This window comes from Novosphingobium lentum NBRC 107847 (genome assembly GCF_001590965.1).
Lineage (GTDB): Bacteria > Pseudomonadota > Alphaproteobacteria > Sphingomonadales > Sphingomonadaceae > Novosphingobium > Novosphingobium lentum.
Genome location: NZ_BCTW01000003.1, coordinates 21,772 through 41,930 on the forward strand (window position 1 = coordinate 21,772; position 20,159 = coordinate 41,930).

Below are 20,159 nucleotides of genomic sequence, written 5' to 3' on the forward strand. Positions count from 1 at the left end.
AAGGGGTTGAGGAAGCGCATGGCATTGCCGGTCTACGAACACGATCACTTATGCGTGGATGCCATCGCCCACAACGCGCGTTTCTACCGCGCGCGGACGGCAGTGGTGTGCGGGCCGGACCGGTTGACGTGGCAAGAGCTGGACCGCAAGGTGAACCAGACCGCCAATGCGCTGATCGGGCTGGGCTGCACCAAGGGCACCAAAGTGTGCATGTTCATGCCCAACGCGATCGAATCGTTCGTGCTGTTCTGGGGAACGGTGAAAGCCGGGGGCGTGATCGTGCCGCTGAACCTCATGCTCGATGGCGCGTCGCTGGCGCGGCTGGCCACGGCATCGGAGGGCGTGCTGATCTTCGCCAACGCCGGTTCGCGCGCGCAAATCGACGCGGTGCGGGGCGAACTGCCGAATATTCGGGCCGACGGGTTCTACCTGTTCGGCGGTGCCGCTGCCAAAACCGCCGATGGCTGGGCCGATGCCGACGCGCTCGTCGCGGCCGCGTCTCCGGCGCCGCCGCCGGTCAAGGTGGATGCTGCCGATGCGATGACGATCATCTACACATCGGGCACCACCGGCACGCCCAAGGGCATCGAACACAGCCACTTCGGCCGGCTCAACTATGCTTATGGATTCGGTGCGGGGCTGGAGATCGGTCGTTACTCGGTCGCGATCTGCGCGACGCCGATCTATGCCTCGGGCACGTGGATCACGATGCTGCCAACGCTCTACAACGGCGGCAAGATCGTGCTGCTGCCCAAGTTCACGCCGGCTGCGTTTCTCGATGCCGTGGCCGATGAAGGCGGCACCCACAGCTTCATGGTCCCGGCGATGTACGTGTCGATCCTGCAGCATGCGGACCGGTCGCGCGACGCCTCCACGCTCAAGGTGCTGGTCAGCGCGGGCCAAACCATGACGATGGCGACGCGCGAGCAGCTCGCCGCGCGTTTTCCCGCAGCGGGTATCTACGAAGTCTACGGGATGACCGAAGGGTTCTTCACCATCGCCACGCCTGCCGATTTCGCGCGCGGCAAGCGCAACACCGTCGGCATGCCGGGCTTTCTCGAAGACATCCGCATCGTGGGCGAGGATGACGCCGAATTGGCCACCAATGCGACCGGCGAGATCGTCGCTTACGGTCCCGGCATGATGAACGGCTATTATGGCCGGCCCGATCTCACCGAGGAGACCGTGTGGGTCAGTCCTGCCGGCCGTACCTATCTGCGCAGCGGCGATCTGGGCCACATCGATGACGATGGCTTCCTCTACGTTTCGGGCCGGAAGAAGGACATGATCAAGTCCGGCGGCATCAACATCTATGCGGTCGATATCGAGGAAGTGCTGATGGCGCACGAGGCGGTCGGCGAAGTCGCGGTGATCGGCATTCCCGACGAGCGCTGGACCGAAACGCCGATTGCGGTGGTGGCGTTGCGGCCGGGCAGTGCGCTGGGCGAAGACGAACTGCTGACATGGACCAATGCGCGTCTCGCCAAGTACCAGCGCCTGACACGCGTGGTGTTCGCCGACGATTTCCCCCGCGCCACGTACGGCAAGATCCAGAAGGACAAGCTGCGCGAGACGTATGGCGGGTAGCCGGGCCGCTACAGCCCCGCGATCGTCAGCAGCGAGCCGGTCTCGTCGCCGCCGATCGCGATCCTGCCGTCGGGCAGGGCGGCAATGTCGGCAAACGGCAACAGCGGCCCCGGCATCAAACCGGCAATCCCCGGCAGAACGTTGATCTTCATCCCGCTGTGTGCGCCAACCGGCAGGCCGGTGGCCACGACGCTGTTTGCACTGCCGTCGCCCGCAATCGCGTGTAGTTGCCCGGTGCCGCGATCCAGCGCGTAGATCGTGCCGTTTGCGGCGGTCACGCCATGCGGATCGGACAGACCGTCGAGCACCACCGATTGCTCGCCCGGCGTCAGATGGAGCACACGGCCCGCGCCGGCTTCGGACACGATGGCCGAGCCATCGGCGTTGACGTGCACGCCGGTCGGCCGATCGAGCCCGCTGGCCAGCGTGGACACGCTGCCGTCGGGTGCGATCGAAAGTACGCGGCCAGCACCGGCCTCGCACACGATCACCGTGCCGTCTGCGGCGCAGGCAAGGCCCATCGCCTGATCCAGTCCCTCAAGCAGGGCAACGGCTTCGCTGCCGGGAACAAAGCGCGTGACCTGGCCTGCGCTGTTGGTCGAAAGGATCGCGCCGTCGCCCGCCACCGCCGCGCCGCGCACGTATCCCGGAAAGCCGTGATGGAGCAGCATGGCGGGCCGCTCGACCGTGCCCGCGCCATCGATCATGGCAAAGCTCATGCCATCGGCCACGACGAGCTTGCCTGCTGCGTCGCAGGCCATGCCGAACGGGCCGCACAAGCCGCCCGTCACCGCCTGCCGCTGCTGCCCGTCCGGCGCGATTTCGACCACGCCACCGTCGGTGAAGTGCGACACGAACATCCGCCCGTCGGGCGCGAACGCGAGGTTGTCGATGCCAAAGGCGACGCGCGCCAGTTCGCTCGTCCGCCCCGTTGCGGGATCGATGCGGGTCACCTTGCCGCTGCCCGATTCGACCACGAACAGCCGACCCGCGGCGTCCCATTTCACGGCGGTGGGAATATCCAGCCCGCCCACGACTTTCTCGGGCACGCCGTTTTCCAGCGCGACGCGCCACACTTCGCCCAGCGGCACCAGCGGGAAGTACAACATCCCGTCCGGGCCAAGGCACAGCGCGTTGGGCATCATCAGGTTGGACGCGATCAGGCGCGGGGGGGAGCCATCGGCATAAAGCTCCCAGATCCGCCCTTCGGGATTGAACTCGCTCATGAAAATGCGGTCGCCGTGCACGGTTACGCCGTTGGCCACGGGAACATCGCCCGCGATCACCTCGATCTTGCCGTTGGGGCGGATCGCGCTGACCCGCGCGCTCATCACTTCGGTGATGAACAGGTTGCCGTGGCTGTCGAACGCCAGATCATCGGGCGCGACGATCGCGCCGCCGGCGCCGGAAATCACCTCGGCGATGCCGCTGGTGAGGTCCACCGCGCTGACTTGCCCACCGAACGCCTGCGCCACATACAGCCGCCCGTCCGGTCCCCAGCGCATGCCGTTGGCGCCGATCAAGGCCGCCGGTCCGACCAGAGTCTCGATCCTGCGACCGGGAGCGGCAGGCGGGTTGGCGGATGGTTGTCCCAAGCGATCGCGTGACATGCGTTGTTCCTCTTCCAGACCTCAGACGTCGAGCACCAGCCGTGGCGAAAGAGCGCGCGAACAGCACACCATGATCCGCTTGCCCTCTGCGCGCTGTTTCGGGCGCAAGAAGGAATCGCGATGGTCGGGTTCGCCATCGAGCAGCTTGGTCACGCATGTGCCGCAGGTGCCTTCGTTGCACGAGCGGGGAATGTGCACGCCCACCGCTTCCAGTGCATCGGCAATGGTCTGGTCGGCAGGCACCGCCACGACGATGCCCTTGCGCTTCAGTTCCACCTCGAAGGCGCTGTCGATGATGCCCGGCGCCTGTTCCTTGGGCCGGAACCGTTCGATCTGCAGCGCATCCTCGGGCCAGCTGGCGCACCATGCCTCGACCGCCTTGATCAGCGGCTCGGGTCCGCAGCAATAGACGACTTTGCCGGGTCGATATGCGCCGATGAAGCCCGCCAGATCGAGCAGGCCATGCGCGTCCTCTGGCCGGACCGCCACGTTCTCGCCATGGCGGGCCAGCCGTTCGAGGTACGCCATGCTGCCCCCCGTACGGCCACCGTAGAGCATTCGCCAGCGCTTGCCCTGCCGGTCGAGCGCTTCGGCCATCGTCAGCAGCGGGGTAATGCCGATACCGCCAGCGATCAGCAGGGTTTCCTCCGCCGCGACCAGCGGGAAGTTGTTGCGGATCGCCTCGATGGTCAGCGTGTCACCCGGTGCAACGGCGTCATGCAGCCGCTCCGATCCGCCCCGGCTGGCCGGTTCGCGCAACACCGCAAAATTGAGCATCTGCCGATCAGCCGGATCGCCGCACAGCGAATACTGGCGCGACAGGCCGGGGGCGAGCACGACGTCGATGTGGGCGCCGGGCTGCCATTCGGGAAAGTCCGCGCCGCTGTCGCGCTGCAGCACGAACGACTTCACCCCGGATGCTTCCGTGCGGATTTCGGCGATGCGCGCGGTGAAGGCGGTCATGGCGCGTCGCCCACGAACACGGAGTCACGCGCCGCCATACGGCGGAACAACGCTTCGATTTCGGCCGTCGGCTCCACCGCTTCGAGGCGCTCGTGAAGCGCAAGATTGTGCGCAGCCAGCGCGCGCAATTCCGGGTCGTTGTAGCCCGTTGGAGGTGCAGCGTCGGCGGCGTGCGGTATTCGATCCCCCAGCACCGCTTCGATATCCGCCGTGTCGGCCACCAGATGCGCCTGGGCCAGATCCCACGTCCGCTCGAGCCGACCGAGCAAGTGCAGCGCGGCCTTCAACTGCGCCTGCGCCGGTCCGCGGGGCAGGGCAGGCAGCACCGTCTCGGTCAGGCCCTTGCGCAAGCCTGCCAGCAGGTCGCCCGTGCTAGGCCGCTGCATCGCATACCTCCCAATCGGTGCTGTCGATCCAGTCCAGCGACCGTCGCACGCAGTCCGCCACTTTCGATGCGCGATCGATATGCCGCAAGTTGCTGGTCCCGCCCGAGGCAAAGCTGTGCGCCGCCGATACCGAGATCGTGGCGAACTTCACCTCGCTGAAGATGCGGTAGAACAATACCGAGGGGCGCGGCAGCGTGAAGCCTGCCGCTGTTTCATAGTCGGCAACGAAATCGTCGAGCGGCACGAACTTCGCCGGGCTCCACAGTGCGCGATAGATCCAGCCGATGTCCTCCGCCGGATCGCCGATATGCGCCATTTCCCAATCGAGCAGCGCATTGACGCGGCGTGCCTCGAACAGGAAATTGCCGGGCCGCAGATCGCCATGGACGAGGGACAGGCGCGCCGGGGTCGGGACATGCGCCTTGAGCCAGCGGAACAACCAGGCGAGCACCGGCAGCGGCTCCAGCCGGTGTGCGCGGAAGGTCGCCTCCCAGCGCTCGATCTGCGCGAGCGCCGGATGGGCGGATGGCGTTGTCAGCCCAGCCGCAGCCCAGTCGAACCGGTGCAGCGTGGCCGTCGCCTCCGCCAGATCGAGCGTCAGCACCTTGCCGATCGCGGCGTCCTGCTGCGCAAGAAATTCGACCGCGCCTGCCGATCCGCCAATTCGTTCGAGCACGAGGGCAGGGCCACCGGTCACTGTTCCCGCCGCGTCGAGCGCGATGGCAGCCGGCGCGCACACGCCAGAACCATTGAGCGCCTGCAACACGCCAAACTCCGCCACGGTGTCGGAATCGACGTGCTTGGCCGCGATCTGGCTCAGCAGGATGCAGGGGCGGGTGGTGCCATCGGCCCACCGCGCATCGAACGACCAGGCGCGCCGCGCATTGCCGCCGGACAGCGCCACGAGGTTATCCACCCGCACGGCGCCTTTGCCGGAGGCGAGCAACGTCTCCAGCGCAGCCTCCATCCGCGCGGTGTCCGCTTCAGGTGTCATCGCGTGCCCGATGCAACCCGGATCACTTCGCCGGTGATGGCGTCGGACTGCGGTTCGAGCAGGAACGCGATCATTTCGGCTTCGTCCTCCACCGTGGCGAACTTGCCCAGCGCGGTCGCGGCGAGATGGCGATCGACATAGGCACCGCCGAACGTTTCGGTCACCTTGGGGCTGAACACCAGACCGGGCGCCACGGCGTTGACGCGGATGCCGTCCTTGCCCAGCAGCAGGCTGAGCGTCTGGGTGAGGGCGACGACCGCCGCCTTTGCCGGATTATACGCCACATCGCCCAGATCGTGGCGATTGGCGAACGCGGCAAGCGACGCGATGTTGACGATCTTGCCATAGCCTTTGGCCTTGAAGTGCGGTTCGCTGTGCTTGGCCATCAGGAATGCGGTATCGACGTTGACCTGAAACGTGCGGCGGAAATAGCCGAGTTCGATCTGCGCGATCGGCCGGTCCATCGATTCGGCCACGATGTCGATCATCCCGCCCGCAACGTTGGCGAGACCGTGGAGGCTACCGAACTGGTCAAGGCAGCGATCGACCGCCGCCTTGGCGGACTCATCGTCCGAAAGATCGGCGCGGAACGTCGCGACCTTGCCGGGCAGCCCGGCGCAGCTTTCCACGAACGCATCGAGCCGGCGCTGGCTGATATCGACGCCCAGCACATTGGCGCCAGTGCGCAGCAGGCGTTTCGCGGTCGCCCCGCCGATGCCGCCGGCGGCGCCGGTGACGATATAGGTTCTGGTCTCGGACATGGTGGATCTCAGACGTAGGAGAGGGGATTGAATTCGGGCGCGCGTTTTTCCTTCAGCGCATCGAGCCCTTCGCGCGCTTCGGGGCTGGTGAAGCCGAGGATGCCGAACGCGAGCGACGCCTCGAACGCGGGCCAGTGCGCCTTGATCCAGTTGTTGAGCGACAGCTTGGTCCAGCGGATCGCGGCGGGCGCGCCCTTGGCAAGCTTTTCGGCGATTTCGATCGCGCGCGGCACGCAATCCTCATCGGGCACGCAGAAGCTGACCAGCCCGATCCGCTCGGCTTCTTCGGCCGGGATCGCCTCGCTGGTCATCAGGTAGTATTTGGCCTTGGCCATGCTGGTCAGCAGCGGCCAGATCGCCACCGCGTGATCGTCTGCCGCCACGCCCAGCACGGTGTGCCCATCGACCAGCTTCGCCGATTTCGCCGCCACCGAAATGTCCGCGAGCAGCGCCACGGCCAGTCCGCCGCCCGCCGCCGCGCCGTTGATCGCGGACACAATCGGTTTGCTGCAGTTGAGCATCCCGTCGATCATCGAGCGCGCATCCTTCCACATCTTGCAGCGGAAATCGTGGTCGGCGATGATGTTCTCGATCATGTCGAAATCGCCGCCGGCCGAGAATGCGCGGCCTTCGCCCGTCACGACCACCGCGTTCACGTCGGGGTCCTTGTCGATCAGCGCCCAGATGTGGCCAAGGTCATGATGCAGCTGAAAGTCCATCGCGTTCATCTTGCCGCGCGAAAGCGTGATTCGAAGCACCCGCGCCACGGGCCAGTCGAGCTTGAGGCTGGCGTAGTCGGGATACGTCATGGCCGCTGACCTGTGTGCAGCCCTGCCGATAATGCGCCGATCATCCCGATTCTCCCGCTGGCCGGCGGTTGCTGCCGCCTGGCTCGATGCTCAATATTATAAAGCGAGCGAACGCTCTCAATAATCAACGGCATATCGTGATGGGTGCGGTCAAGTCAAGTGCTGCGATCGTGCCGCTTGGCAACGCTAACGGCCCAATATTACGGTTTTCCGGAGACGCGCTTGACAGCGGTCGTGGTGCGAGCAATAAATGCGAGAGATTGCTCGCTATAAGAGCGCCTGAATGACGTTGAGGAGTGGAAATGCCTGATCTGGCCAGTGCGCGGCAACCTGCGGCGGAATTCGATGCGATCATCATCGGCGCCGGTTTCGGAGGCTTGCGCGCCTTGCATGAAACGCGCCGGCTTGGCCTATCTACGGCCCTGTTCGATGCAGGCTCGGATGTCGGCGGCACGTGGTACTGGAACCGCTATCCCGGCGCGCGGACCGACAGCGAGGCATGGGCCTATTGCTATTCGTTCTCGAAGGAACTGCAGGACGAATGGGACTGGCCCGAACGCATGCCGACCTGGGACCAGGTGCAGGCCTATCTGGCGCACGTCGCGAACAAGTTCGACATGCGCAAGGACATCCGTTTCGGCACCACGGTCGAATCCTGCATTTATGACGAAGCGGCCAATCGCTGGGATATTTCGACCAGCGACGGGCAGGTCTATCGCTGCAAATACTTCATCAGCGCGGTCGGATGGTTCGCCATTGCCTGCCAGCCGCCGTTCGGCGGGCTCGAGAGGTTCAAGGGCGAATGGTACATGTCGTCCAAATGGCCCAAGCAGCAGGTCGATTTTGCAGGCAAGCGCGTCGGCATCGTCGGCAGCGGGTCTACAGCAGTGCAGATCCTTCCCGTGGTGGCCAAGGCGGCGGCGCATGTCACGATGTTCCAGCGCACGCCGAACTATGTGCTGCCCGGCCGCAACCATCCGCTCGACGATGTCGATCGCCAGTCGATCAAGGACAATTACGACGCCATCTGGCAGCAGGTCCGCCGTCAGGTGTTCGCGTTTCCGATGGAAACTTCGGCGCTGACGTTCGACGATGTCGACGATGCGCAGCGCCAGCAGATTTTCGAGGCCGGGTGGGAAGCGGGCGGCTTCCGTTTTCTGTTTGAAACCTTTGCCGATATCCTGACCGACAAGCGCACCAACGCCGCCGCTGCCGAGTTCGTGCGCGCCAAGATCCGGTCGCTGGTCAAGGATCCGGCGACGGCCGAACTGATGTGCCCGAAGTATCCGATCGCGCTGAAGCGGCCGCCGCTGGGCAATTTCTTCTACGAAAGTTTCAACCGCCCCAACGTGCGGCTGGTCGATGTCAGCGAGCATCCGCTGCTCGAGGCGACCGAGAAGGGCTTGCGCACGGCGGTTGAGGAGCACGAGCTCGACATCATCATCTTCGCGATCGGGTTCGACGCGGTGACGGGGCCGCTGACGCATATGGACGTGCGCGGGCGCGGCGGCGAACTGATCCGCGACAAGTGGGACGCCGGTCCGCGCACCCATCTGGGCATCGCGGTGGACGGTTTCCCCAACATGTTCATCATCACCGGCCCGCAATCGCCGTTTTCCAATGTCCCGCCCGTGGTCGATGCCGCGGTCGACTGGATCGGCCGGATCATCACCAAGGCGCGGGCCGAAGGCGCCGAAGCGATCGAGGTGCGGCCCGATGCGGTCGATGGGTGGGTGCAACTGATGCAGGAACTGCTCGACAGCACGCTGCTGGGCGCCGCGACCGAGCTCAAATCGTGGTTCATGGGCGCCAACATCCCGGGCAAGGCGCATGCGCCGCTGCATTATTTCGGCGGGGCAGCGGGCTATTTCGACGAGCTCAAGGCATCGCGCGACGCCGACTTTGGCGAGTTCGTGTTCGAGCATGCACGATCGACCGCACCCGCCTGACGGGCGGGCGGATGGAAGCGGGCAGCCGCGTCGTCAGGCCAGATGCCAGCCGATCATCAACACGGTGATCGCGGTGATCCACAGCCGATAAAGCCAGCGCCACTGCGGTTCGGCGCGGCCGGCTTCCATGTAGTTGGTCAGCACCAGTTCGCTCTTGATTGCAGCGATCAGGAAGATCGCGGCGATCGCGAACCGGGCGTGGGCCGATTCCTCGGCGAGCAGGGTCGAACCGATGGTCATGCCGACCAGGATCAGCCACACAGTCGAGAGGCGGGGCAGCCAGCGCCCGCTCATCGCGCACCGGCGAGATAGAGCATCGGGAAGATGAACAGCCACAGCATATCGACGAAGTGCCAGAACAGGCCGACGTTCTCGATTTTCTTCTGATACAGCGCGGTGCCGCCTTCGTCCGCCAGCCGCGTGGCGCAGTGGCCGATGAACGCCAGACCGCCCAGAACATGCAGGAAATGCAGGCCGGTGATCAGGAAGTAGAACGTGAAAAAGCCGTTGGTCACCGGCGTGAGCCCGTGGGACAGCTTGCCGCAATATTCCCACAGCTTGTTGGCGACAAACGCCAGGCCGAACAGCGCGGCCAGGTTCAGGCGCATTCTGGCCCGGTCCATTTGCCGCGCGCGCACGGCGTGGACGGCCTCGGCCATGCACCACGAACTGGTCAGCAGCATCAGCGTGCCGGCAAGGCCCGCCAGCGGCAGCAGCTGCGCTTGCGATCGCGCGAACAGCGCGGGCAACCGCGCGCGTTCGCTGAGGTAAACAAGGAAGAACATCGCGAACACGATCATGTCGATGAACACGAACGTCCAGATCCCGCTGGTGCCGGGATGGCGCGGATCGGTATCGCTGGCCGGTATGACCGGTGCGGAGGCGGGGGTCAGGTCCAAAGACGTTTCCTGAAGCGGGAAAGCCAAAGCCCGGCCCGGCATTTCTGCCGGACCGGGCCGATGGCGCGACCCATGGCCACTTGCGAACGGATCAGGCGGTCTGCAGCCGTCCGGCTGCGCGTGCCTGTTCCGCCGGAGAGCGGTAAACGTGCTTGAGAACGTAGAAGTTGTAGACCGAAAAGAACGCGAACAACCAGGTCATGAAGATGATCCAGTAGTTGAACAGACCCCCGACGGCGAACGGTCCATCTGCCGCAAACGGCATGATCACCAGCGCGACGAAAGCGACGCCGATCGCGATGGAGGCCCAGCCAGCCCATGCCGGGAACATCGTCTGGCGCTTGTTGAGCACGGTCCACAGTCCCAACCCGACCATCTGCATCGTGGTGATCATGTAGGTGCAATCGAAGATGATCCAGGTGAAGGTGTGCACCATCTTGATCGTTGCGGGGTCGACCTGGTGCACGAGCAACGAGCAGGCGGCCCACATCGCCGGACAGAACGCCAGCAGCCAGCCGGTGAGGATTCCGCCAGCCAGTTCAAGGAAGGTGAAGACGCTGTAATTGCCCGACTCGTCGCGCATGAGCGAGGCCAGCAGGCACGACCAGATCGTGTAGAACAGGCCGAACGTGGCCGCGCCGATCATGCCGGGGCCGATGCTGGGATACTTGCCGTAGTATTCCGACACGAGCTGATCGGGGGTCATGCCCATCATGTTCGGCGGTGGAAGGTTATGCCCCATCACCGACCAGAAGCAGATGAATCCGGCCACAAAAATCGGGCCACACCATGCAAGCCCGCGCTCGACGGCCTTGACTGCACGCTCTTCCATTGCTGCTGTCCTTCTCCCATCGAGCGCCAGGGTTATGCCGGGCACTCGCAGCTGTCATGAAACTGCCTCCGGTCGGGCCTCGGGCAAAAACAACTGTTCGTTTTAATAGTGTGCTGTGCATTGTCGTCGATGTCAACGCAGGAGTCTGCCATCCTGCGCGCTGGATTTTGGCCGGAGTTTGGTTCGGATTCGTCCAGCCACAAGCCGGATGCCATCGCTGTTGCGACGGCATCCGGACCGTTGTCATCCGGCGATCATCAGAACTTCACGCTGATTTCGAAGCCATACATGCGCGGAGCGCCGATCAGCGCGGCGTTTTCGCCGGTAACGCTCGAAAGCGAGATGCCGCCGGTGTAGAACTTCTTGTTGGTCAGGTTGTTGACATAGGCCGCGGCGCTGACCTTGGAACCGAACAGCTCATTCCATTCGAAGCGGGCCTTGACCAGGGCGTACTTGCCAAGGCGGGTGCCCGGCGCGGTGGTGTTGGCCAGGTTGCTGTAATAGAACGAGCTTTGCGCATAGACTTCACCACGCAGGGCCAGTTCACCCTTGTCGTCGGGCAGATTGGTGGAAGCACGGAACCACGCCGATCCGGAATACTTCGGCGTATCGCCGTAAGGACCGAAGAAGAATGTGCCGAACGTGGGTGTCACCACCTTGTTGCTGGTGTACTTGGCATCGGTGTACGTGAAAGCCCCGCCGAACTGGAGCCAGTCAGCCGGGCGCACCGATCCGTCAATCTCGATACCGCGCACCCGCGCATGCGGCACATTGACCGCGATCGCCGAAATGCCGAAGTACGGCGAGCGCTGGACGTTGCTGATTTCCTGATCGTAGATCGCGATATTCAGGACAGTGGGAACGCTTCCCAGAACGCCCGAATACTTGGCACCCAGTTCGAAGTCATATGTGGTTTCGGGGTCGAACGCTTCGGGATAGCAAGCCTTTGGATTGGCGGCGAACGCCGGACAGGTCACGCTCGAAATCGGATTGGCCACCGCAGGTGCCGTTCCGTTGAAACCGCCCGTCCGCCAGCTGCCGCGCTGGTTGAAATACACCAGCAGGTCGGGCGTCACCTTGTAGTCCAGTCCGAACAGCCAACTGGGCTTGGACGCGCTCTTTGACGCTGTCGCGACGGTCGCGCTGTTGATGCCGGTGGGATCCGGATACGAGATACTGATATCGTCCTTCGTATAGCGGATACCGGCGGAGACGTTCAGCCGGGGCAGCAACTCGTAGCTCAGCTGGGCGTAAACGGCCTTTGACTTGTCCTTCTGTTCGAAGTCGTAGGCGCCCTGAAACCCGAAAGCACCCGGAACCGAACCGACGAGCAGATCGCCGATCACATCGAGTGGAATGCGGCTGAAGTCCTTCTGCTGGGAGATGAACGCGCCGGCGACGTACTTCAGTTTGCCGTCCAGCGCGGTCCCGGAAATCTGCAGTTCATCCGACCACTGCTTGGTCCCGTAGGTATATCCGCCGTTGTAGCTCGCGCCGCCCGGGATCGGGCCGGACGGCACGCCGATGGTCAGCCAGGAATACGGTGCGCCGGCAAGATCGGTGTTGTCGACCGACAGCACGCGGTTGTAGCCGAAGATGTTCTTGATCGTGGCATCACCCAGCTTGAGCGACGTCGTGTTCGAGATGAAGTCCTGCGTGGCGTCGTGCTTGCTGTCCTGTGTCGGGGCGACATCGTAGAAACCGAACTTGCCGGTCTGGTAGCCGGCGATGAACGATCCGATGCCGCTGATGCCGTATTTCGAAAGGAAGGCGGCGACAGCGGGGCTGGCGTTGCCGAGAACGACACCGGCAGGATAGAAGTCCGCGAAGTTTGTGGTCAGCGCCCTGGTCGAACCGTCGCCCGGGAAGGTATAGGTTCTGGGTGCGCCATTGGCACCGTTGGCATTCTGGATCTTCAGGCTCGTGCTGTAGCCACCGTATTCGCCGCGCTGGTACACGAACACGTTCTCGAAGCCCGAACCTTCCGGCTTGATCAGAACGCTGACGCGACCGACCTTGTCGTCGAGCGAACCCAGCTTGTTGCCGTGGACCAGATCGTTCTGGAAACCGTCGCGCTGCTGGGTCTTGCCGGCAAGGCGGATGGCGAAGCTGGACCCGAGCGGAATGTTGATCGCGCCTTCGGCTTCACGATTGCTGTAGTTGCCATATCCAGCGGTCAGGTAACCGCCGAAATCCGACGTGGGCTTGGCGGTTTCGTACAGCACCGCGCCGCCCGTGGCGTTGCGGCCGAACAGCGTGCCTTGCGGGCCCTTGAGCACCTGGATCGATTGCAGGTCGAAGAACGACGTGGCGGTGGTTCCGCCCACGGGCACGTTGTTGGAATAGGCGACCACGGCGGGTGAGGAATAGGAGAACGAGTCCACCGACTGGCCGCGGATCGAATAGTTGAGCTGGTTCGACGATGTGGTCGAGCGCACGGTCAACCCCGGGGTGGCGACCTGCAGATCCGCTTCCGAGGCGATGCGCTGTTCGGTCAACGCCTTGGTGCTGAACGCGGCGACCGCAACCGGAACATCCTTCAGCTTTTCGTCGGTCCGGCGCGCCGTCACCACGATCGTATCATCGGGGACCGCGGTCTTGGCCGAATCGGCTGCGTCCGCCGCATCGGCGGCAAAGGCGGGGGTTGCACAGGCGCAAAAGGCGGCCAGTGCCGCTCCTGAAAGAATGCGCGATCGAATCTGCGAATGGATATGCCTGTGCATGATTTTCCTCCCTCTCGCGCCCGCCTTGCCGGTCGTGACGTCAATAAAACAACTGTTTGTTTTGTGGTTTGTGATCGCAATCACGGTCGCTGTCAAGCCGAATACCGAAGCGAAAATCAGTCCGAGCGAGCGGTTTTGCGGGCGGTGATGCCCGAAAGTATTGCGGCGCGATCTTCATCGAGACGAGGGGCCGATTTTCGCAGCGCCGAACCGTCCGGATCGATCGGCAGGCGAATCGAACCGAGCGCATCATCGGCAATGCCGGTGAACAGATTTCGTTCGGCAACCACCGGCAGCGCGCAGGCGTCGGCCACAGAATTTACCCGACCTGCGGATATTCCGGCGGCGGCAAGGATGGTGAGCCACTGCGCGACGGTTGCCGTGGCGATGCGGCTGCCGATCAGCCGGTCGAGGTCCGCGCGATTTTCCAGCCGCGCCGCCATGGTGGCAAAGCGGGGATCATCGACGGCCCCGGGCAAATCCAGCGCCGCACACAACCGGGGGAACTGCGGTTCGCTCGCCGTGGCGATCAGCAGTTCGCCGTCGCTGGCGCGCCACACCCCGTAGGGCGCGGCGCTGGGGGCGCCGGCCCCGAGCTTGCGCGGCTCGGCACCGGTGGCCAGAAAGCCCAGCAGCTGGTGATTCATCAGGTTGAACGCGGTGTCGATCAGCGCGGGCCGGACGTGTTCGCCGCCGCCCTTGCCATTTTCGGCGCCATCCGCCCTGCGCTTGAGCGCGGCCATCAGGCCCATCGCGCCCCACATGCCCGTGGTCAGGTCGAGCACCGATGGCGCGATCCGCACGGTGGCGTCGCCTTCGTTTCCGGTAAAGCTCATCAACCCGCTCACCGCCTGGACCAGCGCGTCATAGCCCGGCATCGTGCTGCCGATCGGCCCGTCGCCAAACGCGCTGACCGAACAGACGATGACTTCGGGATTGCGGCGAGAGAAGGCGGCAAAAGTCAGCCCCAGCTTCTCGCCCACGCCGGGCGGAAAACTTTCGATCACCACGTCTGCGGTTTCGACCAGCTCCATCAGCGTTTCGCGGTCTGCCGCATCGCGGTAATCGAGCAGGATGCTGCGCTTGTTGCGATTGACCGCGCGGAACACGGTGGCCAGCCCATCGACATACGGCGGCAACCCACGCGTATCGTCGCCTGCCGGCGCCCGTTCGACCTTGATCACGTCGGCGCCCATGTCGCCCAGGATCATCGCGGCATAAGGCCCGGCGAAATTGGTCGCGAGATCGAGCACGCGCAGGCCGGAATAAGTCTCCGCCAGGCTCATGCCGCGCGCACCCGGTCGGGCGTCCACAGTTTGTCGAGGCATTGCACGACGCGGACCGAGGTCACGCCATCGAGTGGCCCGATTTCATCCGCGATAAAGCGTTGCATCGCGTTGAAGTGGACGCACCCCGGGTCGGTCAGGCACAGCGTGACCGTGACCGCGCCGCCCTCGTCGATATCCACCGCATCGACCAGACCCATGCCGGCCAGGCTGGTGGGTTTGCGCATCGCGATGCTGCACGGCTCGGGAATGGAATCGAGCGCGGCATGGATTTGCGCCAGCAGCAGATCGCGCGGGTCCGTCATCCGCGGATGCCGCTCCACGGCTGGGGAATGCCGGCGCGGCGCGCGCGGGCGAAGTCATCATCGGCGGTCGAAGCGAGCAGCGCGGCCTCGTCGATATCGTACAGCGCCATGGCATTGCGGCCCATGATGTTGCACTTGTCCGCATCGGTCAGCTGGCGAATGCCGAACTCCTCGCAGTGCGTGTCGGCGAACTGGTATTTGCGGAAACCCTCGATCAGCGGAAGCGGGTGGGCGAGGTTGTTGCCGCTGGCGAACAGCAGGCGATCCGATCCCACTTCGGTGATCAGCTTGCCCAGCACCTTGTCGAACACGCGCGGGCGGGTGAGCAGGTACGAAAACGTGGTTTCCAGCGTCAGGAACAGGTTTTCGTGACGCTTCATCAGCTCGATCGTTTCATCGAGGAACGCGGTGCCGCCGTGGACCATCTCGAACGACATCTCGGGAAAACGCGCCAGAGGTGAGCCGAGATCGTCGATGTCGAACGCGGAACGCGGCGCCGGTTCCAGCCACAGCGCCTTGTGCACCGCGACGCGACGCAACCCGTTGTCGCGGCAATATTCGAGGAACGGCGTGGCCCAGTCCTTGCCATCCATGCGCCAGCCCTGACCGATGCCGTCATAGAAGAACGCGGGGTACAATTTGACCCCGTCGATCGCGAACAGGTCTTGCTGGCGCTTGATCTCGTCGATCGCGGTGGCGACGATCGGCGTGCCGACCGTGCCCAGCATGCTGACGCGGTGCGGGTACTGCTGGCGGAACGCCGCGCATTTTTCGGGCAGGGTGATCTCGCCCAGCCCGAAGCCGAGGTTGGGCAGCGAATGCAGCACGGCGTAATCGACCGGGCTTTCGACAAACTCTGCGCGGCCGACAACGTCGAACGAAATGTCGCGGAAAAACTCGTCGGGCTGGAGAATGAAAGCGGCGTTGGCTGCATTGTACGACAGCTTGTGCGAGGCATAGACCGCGTCGATCTGCGGCTGCGCCAGTGGGTTCTGGTTTTCCGGGGACATGTTCCACGGATGCACCACCGCATCGACGATGATCATGTCGTCGATCATGGTTTGGACTTCCGGTTGTAGACCGGCGCGCGCTTTTCGATTGCGGCGTTCACGCCTTCACGCAGATCGTCGCTGTAAGTCAGCGCGGCGACTGCCCAGAAACTGGCGTTCATCGAACCGGCAAGGTCCATGTGCCAGCTTTGGCGCAACTGCTGCTTGGTCGCCTCAATCGCGAGACGGGGGCGTTCGGCGATGCGGGCGGCAAGCGCCACGGCCGCATCTCCCAGCGCATCGGGTGCGACCACGCTGTTGACCAGCCCGATTGCCAACGCGCGCTCGGCATCCAGGATATCGCCGGTCAGCGCCATTTCTGCGGCCAGCCCGCTGCCCACCAGCCGGGGCAGGAAATAGGTGCCGCCGTTGCCGGGGTTGAGCCCCAGCTTGATATAGGTCTCGCCCATCTTGGCGGCGGTCGAGGCGATGCGGATATCGCAGGCGAGCGCGAGGTCCAGCCCGCCCGCCGTGGCCCCGCCATTGATCGCGGCGACCACCGGCAACCGGCTCGACACCAGCTTTTGCGTGACCGGCCACAACACACGCGCGTTGTAGGGTTCCTGCGCGACAGCGTGTTCTTCGGCCAGATAGCGGCGGAATTCGATGAGGTCGGCCCCGGCGCAGAACTGCTTGCCCGCGCCGGTCAGCACCAGCACGCGGATGTCCTGGTTCGCTTCCAGCGCGTTGAGCGCATCGATCAGGTCGGCGGCCATTTCGGGCACGACGCCGTTGCCCCGGTCGGGCCGGTTGAGCGTGATCCGGGCGACGCCGTCGGCCGGGAAATCGAGCAGGATGGTGTCGTAGGCCATGGCTGCGTCAGGCCTTGCGTTCGAGGATGGTGGCGATCGCCAGCGCATAAGCCCCGTCGAGCCAGCCGCCGCCGTTGACGCTCATCGCCAGCTTCGCGCCTTCGACCTGCCGCGCACCGGCATGGCCGCGCAGTTGCGTGACCAGTTCGACCAGCTGGGCGCAACCGGTCGCGCCCAATGCGTGGCCCCGGCTGAGCAGCCCACCGCTGGTGTTGACCGGTGTTGCGCCGCCCAGTTGCGTCACGCCATCACGCACCAGCCCGAACCCTTCGCCTTCGCCGCACAACCCGATTTCCTGATACTGCATCAGTTCGGCAGGGGCGGCGGCGTCGTGCAGTTCGAGCATGTCGAAATCCCGGGGTCCGGCAGAAGCCCAAGCATAAGCCTTGCGCGTGGCGTCGCCAACGGGCGATCCGGCGGCACCCGATGCAATCTGGCAGGCGCGCACGACAATGGCGGGCACGCCGAGTTCGGCCGCGACCTTTTTCGAACAGACCAGCACGGCGGCTGCGCCGTCGGTCAGCGGCGAACACATCGCCAGCGTCAGCGGCGCCACGATCATGCGGCCGTTCATGACATCCTCGACCGTCTGCGGTTTGCGCATCTGCGCCAGCGGATTGTCCATCGCATGGCGGCGGTTCTTGACCGCGACGCGCGCGAAATCGGTCGCGTCGGCGCCATAGCGGTCGAGGTAGCCTTGCGCGACGGCGGCGTAATAATCCATCAGCAGCGAATTGGCGCTGATCGTGCCCGGCTCGACCTCACCGATATCCTCGATGTCGGTCGATCCGCGCAGCGCGTTGAACGCGCGGCTGCGGTCGGGATGATGCATCTGTTCGGCGCCCACTGCCAGCGCGACTTCGACGCAGCCGCTGGCCACGGCCTCTACCGCAAGGCTGAACGCCGATCCGCCCGAGGCGCAGGCGTTCTCGACATTGATCAGCGGCAGATGGCCCAGCGGATGGCCACGCAACGCGACCTGCCCGCGGATCATCTCCTGCTGGGTAACGATCCCGGCGATGGCATTGCCGAAATAGATCCGCTCGATCCGGTCCATGGCGATGCCCGCATCGGCGATGGCGCCTTCGATCGCCTCAAGCGCCATGCTGCGGATGCCGCGACCCGGCTGCGCGCCGAACTGGGTCATCCCGACCCCGGCAATGGTGACCTGCTTCATATCGTTGCCACCGGCTTTGCGGCGCTTCGTGCGCCCGATCCGCCGCCGATGCGCCCGTCGTGGCCCTGCCAGTAGGCATCGCGCACTTCGCGGCGCAGAACTTTGCCATAGCCGCTGACCGGCAGCGCATCGACGAAATCCACCGCCTTGGGCTTTTTGTAGCCCGCCAGATGTTCGCCGCAGAAGGCGATCACGTCGGGCGCGGTCAGGCCTGAGCCGGGCCGGGCGACGACGACGGCATGAACCGCCTCGCCCCAGTAATCGTCAGGGATGCCGAACACGACGCATTCGGCGATTTGGGGATGAAGGATGAGCACTTCCTCGACTTCGCGCGGATAAATGTTGTTGCCGCCGGAAATCACCATGTCCTTCGCGCGGTCGAGCAGGAACAGAAAGCCCTGGTCGTCGAAGAAGCCGATGTCGCCGGTGTGCAGCCAGCCGCCGCGCAGCGCTTCGGCAGTGGCTTCGGGGTTGTTCCAGTAGCCCGGCATGACCACGTCGCCGCGGGTCACCACTTCGCCGGGCTGGCCGGGGGGGAGGGGCTGGTCGTTCTGGTCGACGCAATGCGCCTCGACGTCGGTACGCACTTGTCCGGCCGAGCCGATGCGCGGATCGTCCGCCGCAAGCAGCGCGGTGTGGGCCGCCGCGCTCAGCCCGGTGATGGTGATCGGCGCTTCGCCCTGACCGTAAAGCTGGACGAAGATCGGCCCGAACGCGGCCATCGCCTGCTTCAGCTGATCGACATAGATCGGCGCGCCGCCATAGCAGATCGCCTTCAGCGAGGAGAGATCGTGTCGTCCGGGCACGAAGTCTTCCAGCAGCTTGATGATCTGCGTCGGCGCCATGAACGCGACATGCGATACTTTCAGCTGCTCGACCGTGGCGAACAGGCTTTCCGGATCGAAGCTGGGCGAATCGTAGATCGCGTTGGTCGCGCCGCGCGCCACGGCGGGCAGGGCGACGATCCCGCTGCCGTGCGACATCGGCGCACAATGCAGCACCATTTCGCCCGGCTGGATATTATGCAGGTCCGCCAGATAGTTCATGATCACGCGCGCAACCATGCGGTGGTTCCACATCGCGCCCTTGGGCTTGCCGGTGGTGCCCGATGTGTAGAACAGCCAGCACAAGTCTTCGGGTGCGGCATCGTCGGCGCAGGGCAGGGCATGGGCCGGATCGAGCAGCGCTTCGAAACCGAGCGCACCCTCGACCGGATCGGTGCAGACGCGATGCGCAAGGCCACCGAACAGCCCCGCGTTGGCGCGGATGCCTTCATCGTACTCGGCCCCGTGGACCAGCAATTTCGCGCCGGCATTCTCGATGATCCACGCCATTTCGCGCGGATGCAGCCTTGCGTTGACCGGCACCACGATCAACCCGGCGGCAAAGCAGCCGTAGATCACCTCGAGGATGCGCGGCGAATTGGCGAGGCAGAACGCCACCCGGTCCCCCGGCGCGCAGCCCAGCGCGCGCAAGTTGCCGCCCACCGCCAGCGCGCGGTCATGGAACTCACGATAGGTCCGGCGTTCCTCGCCGTGCAGCAACGCCAGCCCATCGGGGCGCTGGCGGGCCGATTTTTCGAGGAAAGCGAACGTGTTCATGCCGGTACGGTCAATCGGCTGCGCGGCGGAAGATGGCGCAAGGCCGCCGTTGGGCCTCTGCGGCGCCCGGTGCAACGAATTCGACCCGGTCGTCGCAACTGTACGCGGACCAGTCGTCCGGCGCGCTGGCCTCGAGACGGGCGAGAAGCTGCACGCCTTCGTCCAGCTTCACCACGCCGATGGCATAGGGCAGGTCGCCGTCGAACCCTTCGGGCGCGCCCTGACGCAACACGCAGAAGCTGTGCAGCGTGCCTTTGCCGCTGGATTTGGCCCAGCCAAGGTCATCGGACTGGCAGTGCGGACAGGCATAGCGCGGCCACATGTTGGGCTTGCCGCACGAGTTGCAGTTCTGGATCAGCAGTTCGCCCTGGCCGAGCCCGGCGCGGAATTCGCTGACGATGCGGGGTGTTTTCATG

19 protein-coding genes are annotated in these 20,159 nt (G+C 64.7%); 2 read left to right on the forward strand and 17 right to left on the reverse strand.

Features of this window, described 5'->3' with window-relative positions:
* Positions 1-18: 18 nt before the first annotated feature.
* Complete coding sequence (locus tag NL2_RS02890) at positions 19-1,587, forward strand: class I adenylate-forming enzyme family protein (protein ID WP_068071530.1); 1,569 nt, start codon at positions 19-21, stop codon at positions 1,585-1,587.
* Positions 1,588-1,595: 8 nt separating this feature from the next.
* Here NL2_RS02890 and NL2_RS02895 read toward each other — a convergent pair whose 3' ends face one another.
* From NL2_RS02895 to NL2_RS02920, 6 genes are read right to left on the reverse strand one after another with little or no spacing between them, the layout of a single operon-like run.
* Complete coding sequence (locus tag NL2_RS02895; protein WP_157083004.1) at positions 1,596-3,197, reverse strand: NHL repeat-containing protein; 1,602 nt, start codon at positions 3,195-3,197, stop codon at positions 1,596-1,598.
* Between the two features lie 21 nt (positions 3,198-3,218).
* A complete protein-coding gene (locus NL2_RS02900) occupies positions 3,219-4,160 on the reverse strand; it encodes a PDR/VanB family oxidoreductase (protein ID WP_068071534.1) in 942 nt (313 codons plus the stop codon).
* Complete coding sequence (locus tag NL2_RS02905) at positions 4,157-4,546, reverse strand: hypothetical protein (RefSeq protein WP_068071536.1); 390 nt, start codon at positions 4,544-4,546, stop codon at positions 4,157-4,159. The genes NL2_RS02900 and NL2_RS02905 overlap by 4 nt, the downstream gene beginning before the upstream one ends.
* Positions 4,533-5,540 carry a phosphotransferase family protein gene (locus NL2_RS02910; protein WP_157083005.1) on the reverse strand — a complete coding sequence of 336 codons (1,008 nt, stop codon included), beginning with the start codon at positions 5,538-5,540 and terminating at the stop codon, positions 4,533-4,535. The genes NL2_RS02905 and NL2_RS02910 overlap by 14 nt, the downstream gene beginning before the upstream one ends.
* Positions 5,537-6,301: an SDR family NAD(P)-dependent oxidoreductase gene (locus NL2_RS02915; protein ID WP_068071539.1), complete on the reverse strand. Its 765-nt coding sequence runs from the start codon at positions 6,299-6,301 to the stop codon at positions 5,537-5,539. Before NL2_RS02915 ends, NL2_RS02910 begins: the two co-directional genes overlap by 4 nt.
* An 8-nt stretch (positions 6,302-6,309) precedes the next feature.
* A complete protein-coding gene (locus NL2_RS02920) occupies positions 6,310-7,110 on the reverse strand; it encodes an enoyl-CoA hydratase/isomerase family protein (RefSeq protein ID WP_068071542.1) in 801 nt (266 codons plus the stop codon).
* A 302-nt stretch (positions 7,111-7,412) separates the two neighbouring features.
* Here NL2_RS02920 and NL2_RS02925 point away from each other — a divergent pair, with 302 nt between their 5' ends.
* On the forward strand, positions 7,413-9,059 hold the full coding sequence (locus NL2_RS02925; protein ID WP_068071928.1) for a flavin-containing monooxygenase: 1,647 nt from the start codon (positions 7,413-7,415) through the stop codon (positions 9,057-9,059).
* A gap of 33 nt (positions 9,060-9,092) precedes the next feature.
* Here NL2_RS02925 and NL2_RS02930 read toward each other — a convergent pair whose 3' ends face one another.
* From NL2_RS02930 to NL2_RS02980, 11 genes are all read right to left on the reverse strand, one after another.
* Positions 9,093-9,353 (reverse strand): cytochrome C oxidase subunit IV family protein, encoded by a 261-nt coding sequence (locus NL2_RS02930; RefSeq protein ID WP_068071544.1) that lies wholly within the window; start codon positions 9,351-9,353, stop codon positions 9,093-9,095.
* Positions 9,350-9,958 (reverse strand): cytochrome c oxidase subunit 3, encoded by a 609-nt coding sequence (locus tag NL2_RS02935; RefSeq protein WP_068071546.1) that lies wholly within the window; start codon positions 9,956-9,958, stop codon positions 9,350-9,352. Before NL2_RS02935 ends, NL2_RS02930 begins: the two co-directional genes overlap by 4 nt.
* A 91-nt stretch (positions 9,959-10,049) precedes the next feature.
* Complete coding sequence (locus tag NL2_RS02940) at positions 10,050-10,790, reverse strand: hypothetical protein (RefSeq protein WP_068071548.1); 741 nt, start codon at positions 10,788-10,790, stop codon at positions 10,050-10,052.
* Positions 10,791-11,047: 257 nt separating this feature from the next.
* Positions 11,048-13,513 carry a TonB-dependent receptor gene (locus NL2_RS02945; protein ID WP_068071550.1) on the reverse strand — a complete coding sequence of 822 codons (2,466 nt, stop codon included), beginning with the start codon at positions 13,511-13,513 and terminating at the stop codon, positions 11,048-11,050.
* Positions 13,514-13,629: 116 nt separating this feature from the next.
* Positions 13,630-14,799, reverse strand: a complete 1,170-nt coding sequence (locus tag NL2_RS02950) for a CaiB/BaiF CoA transferase family protein (RefSeq protein ID WP_068071552.1) — start codon at positions 14,797-14,799, stop codon at positions 13,630-13,632.
* Positions 14,796-15,104, reverse strand: coding sequence for an iron-sulfur cluster assembly protein (locus NL2_RS02955; RefSeq protein ID WP_068071554.1), 309 nt, complete (start codon positions 15,102-15,104; stop codon positions 14,796-14,798). Before NL2_RS02955 ends, NL2_RS02950 begins: the two co-directional genes overlap by 4 nt.
* The gene (locus tag NL2_RS02960; RefSeq protein WP_068071556.1) at positions 15,101-16,162 is read right to left on the reverse strand and encodes an amidohydrolase family protein; all 1,062 of its coding nucleotides are present in this window, start codon (positions 16,160-16,162) and stop codon (positions 15,101-15,103) included. Before NL2_RS02960 ends, NL2_RS02955 begins: the two co-directional genes overlap by 4 nt.
* A complete protein-coding gene (locus tag NL2_RS02965; RefSeq protein ID WP_068071558.1) occupies positions 16,159-16,965 on the reverse strand; it encodes an enoyl-CoA hydratase/isomerase family protein in 807 nt (268 codons plus the stop codon). Before NL2_RS02965 ends, NL2_RS02960 begins: the two co-directional genes overlap by 4 nt.
* Before the next feature lie 7 nt (positions 16,966-16,972).
* Positions 16,973-18,142, reverse strand: coding sequence for a thiolase family protein (locus tag NL2_RS02970; protein WP_068071560.1), 1,170 nt, complete (start codon positions 18,140-18,142; stop codon positions 16,973-16,975).
* Positions 18,139-19,743, reverse strand: coding sequence for an AMP-binding protein (locus tag NL2_RS02975; RefSeq protein WP_068071563.1), 1,605 nt, complete (start codon positions 19,741-19,743; stop codon positions 18,139-18,141). The genes NL2_RS02970 and NL2_RS02975 overlap by 4 nt, the downstream gene beginning before the upstream one ends.
* Positions 19,744-19,753: 10 nt before the next feature.
* Positions 19,754-20,158 (reverse strand): Zn-ribbon domain-containing OB-fold protein, encoded by a 405-nt coding sequence (locus NL2_RS02980; protein WP_068071565.1) that lies wholly within the window; start codon positions 20,156-20,158, stop codon positions 19,754-19,756.
* Between the last annotated feature and the right edge of the window lies 1 nt (position 20,159).

What these genes read in the sequence shown, in the direction of transcription:
- NL2_RS02890 (WP_068071530.1), top strand. Translation starts at nt 19, where the DNA reads ATGGCATTGCCGGTCTACGAACACGATCACTTATGCGTGGATGCCATC.
- NL2_RS02895 (WP_157083004.1), bottom strand. Translation starts at nt 3,197, where the DNA reads ATGTCACGCGATCGCTTGGGACAACCATCCGCCAACCCGCCTGCCGCT.
- NL2_RS02900 (WP_068071534.1), bottom strand. Translation starts at nt 4,160, where the DNA reads ATGACCGCCTTCACCGCGCGCATCGCCGAAATCCGCACGGAAGCATCC.
- NL2_RS02905 (WP_068071536.1), bottom strand. Translation starts at nt 4,546, where the DNA reads ATGCAGCGGCCTAGCACGGGCGACCTGCTGGCAGGCTTGCGCAAGGGC.
- NL2_RS02910 (WP_157083005.1), bottom strand. Translation starts at nt 5,540, where the DNA reads ATGACACCTGAAGCGGACACCGCGCGGATGGAGGCTGCGCTGGAGACG.
- NL2_RS02915 (WP_068071539.1), bottom strand. Translation starts at nt 6,301, where the DNA reads ATGTCCGAGACCAGAACCTATATCGTCACCGGCGCCGCCGGCGGCATC.
- NL2_RS02920 (WP_068071542.1), bottom strand. Translation starts at nt 7,110, where the DNA reads ATGACGTATCCCGACTACGCCAGCCTCAAGCTCGACTGGCCCGTGGCG.
- NL2_RS02925 (WP_068071928.1), top strand. Translation starts at nt 7,413, where the DNA reads ATGCCTGATCTGGCCAGTGCGCGGCAACCTGCGGCGGAATTCGATGCG.
- NL2_RS02930 (WP_068071544.1), bottom strand. Translation starts at nt 9,353, where the DNA reads ATGAGCGGGCGCTGGCTGCCCCGCCTCTCGACTGTGTGGCTGATCCTG.
- NL2_RS02940 (WP_068071548.1), bottom strand. Translation starts at nt 10,790, where the DNA reads ATGGAAGAGCGTGCAGTCAAGGCCGTCGAGCGCGGGCTTGCATGGTGT.
- NL2_RS02945 (WP_068071550.1), bottom strand. Translation starts at nt 13,513, where the DNA reads ATGCACAGGCATATCCATTCGCAGATTCGATCGCGCATTCTTTCAGGA.
- NL2_RS02950 (WP_068071552.1), bottom strand. Translation starts at nt 14,799, where the DNA reads ATGAGCCTGGCGGAGACTTATTCCGGCCTGCGCGTGCTCGATCTCGCG.
- NL2_RS02955 (WP_068071554.1), bottom strand. Translation starts at nt 15,104, where the DNA reads ATGACGGACCCGCGCGATCTGCTGCTGGCGCAAATCCATGCCGCGCTC.
- NL2_RS02960 (WP_068071556.1), bottom strand. Translation starts at nt 16,162, where the DNA reads ATGATCGACGACATGATCATCGTCGATGCGGTGGTGCATCCGTGGAAC.
- NL2_RS02965 (WP_068071558.1), bottom strand. Translation starts at nt 16,965, where the DNA reads ATGGCCTACGACACCATCCTGCTCGATTTCCCGGCCGACGGCGTCGCC.
- NL2_RS02970 (WP_068071560.1), bottom strand. Translation starts at nt 18,142, where the DNA reads ATGAAGCAGGTCACCATTGCCGGGGTCGGGATGACCCAGTTCGGCGCG.
- NL2_RS02975 (WP_068071563.1), bottom strand. Translation starts at nt 19,743, where the DNA reads ATGAACACGTTCGCTTTCCTCGAAAAATCGGCCCGCCAGCGCCCCGAT.
- NL2_RS02980 (WP_068071565.1), bottom strand. Translation starts at nt 20,158, where the DNA reads ATGAAAACACCCCGCATCGTCAGCGAATTCCGCGCCGGGCTCGGCCAG.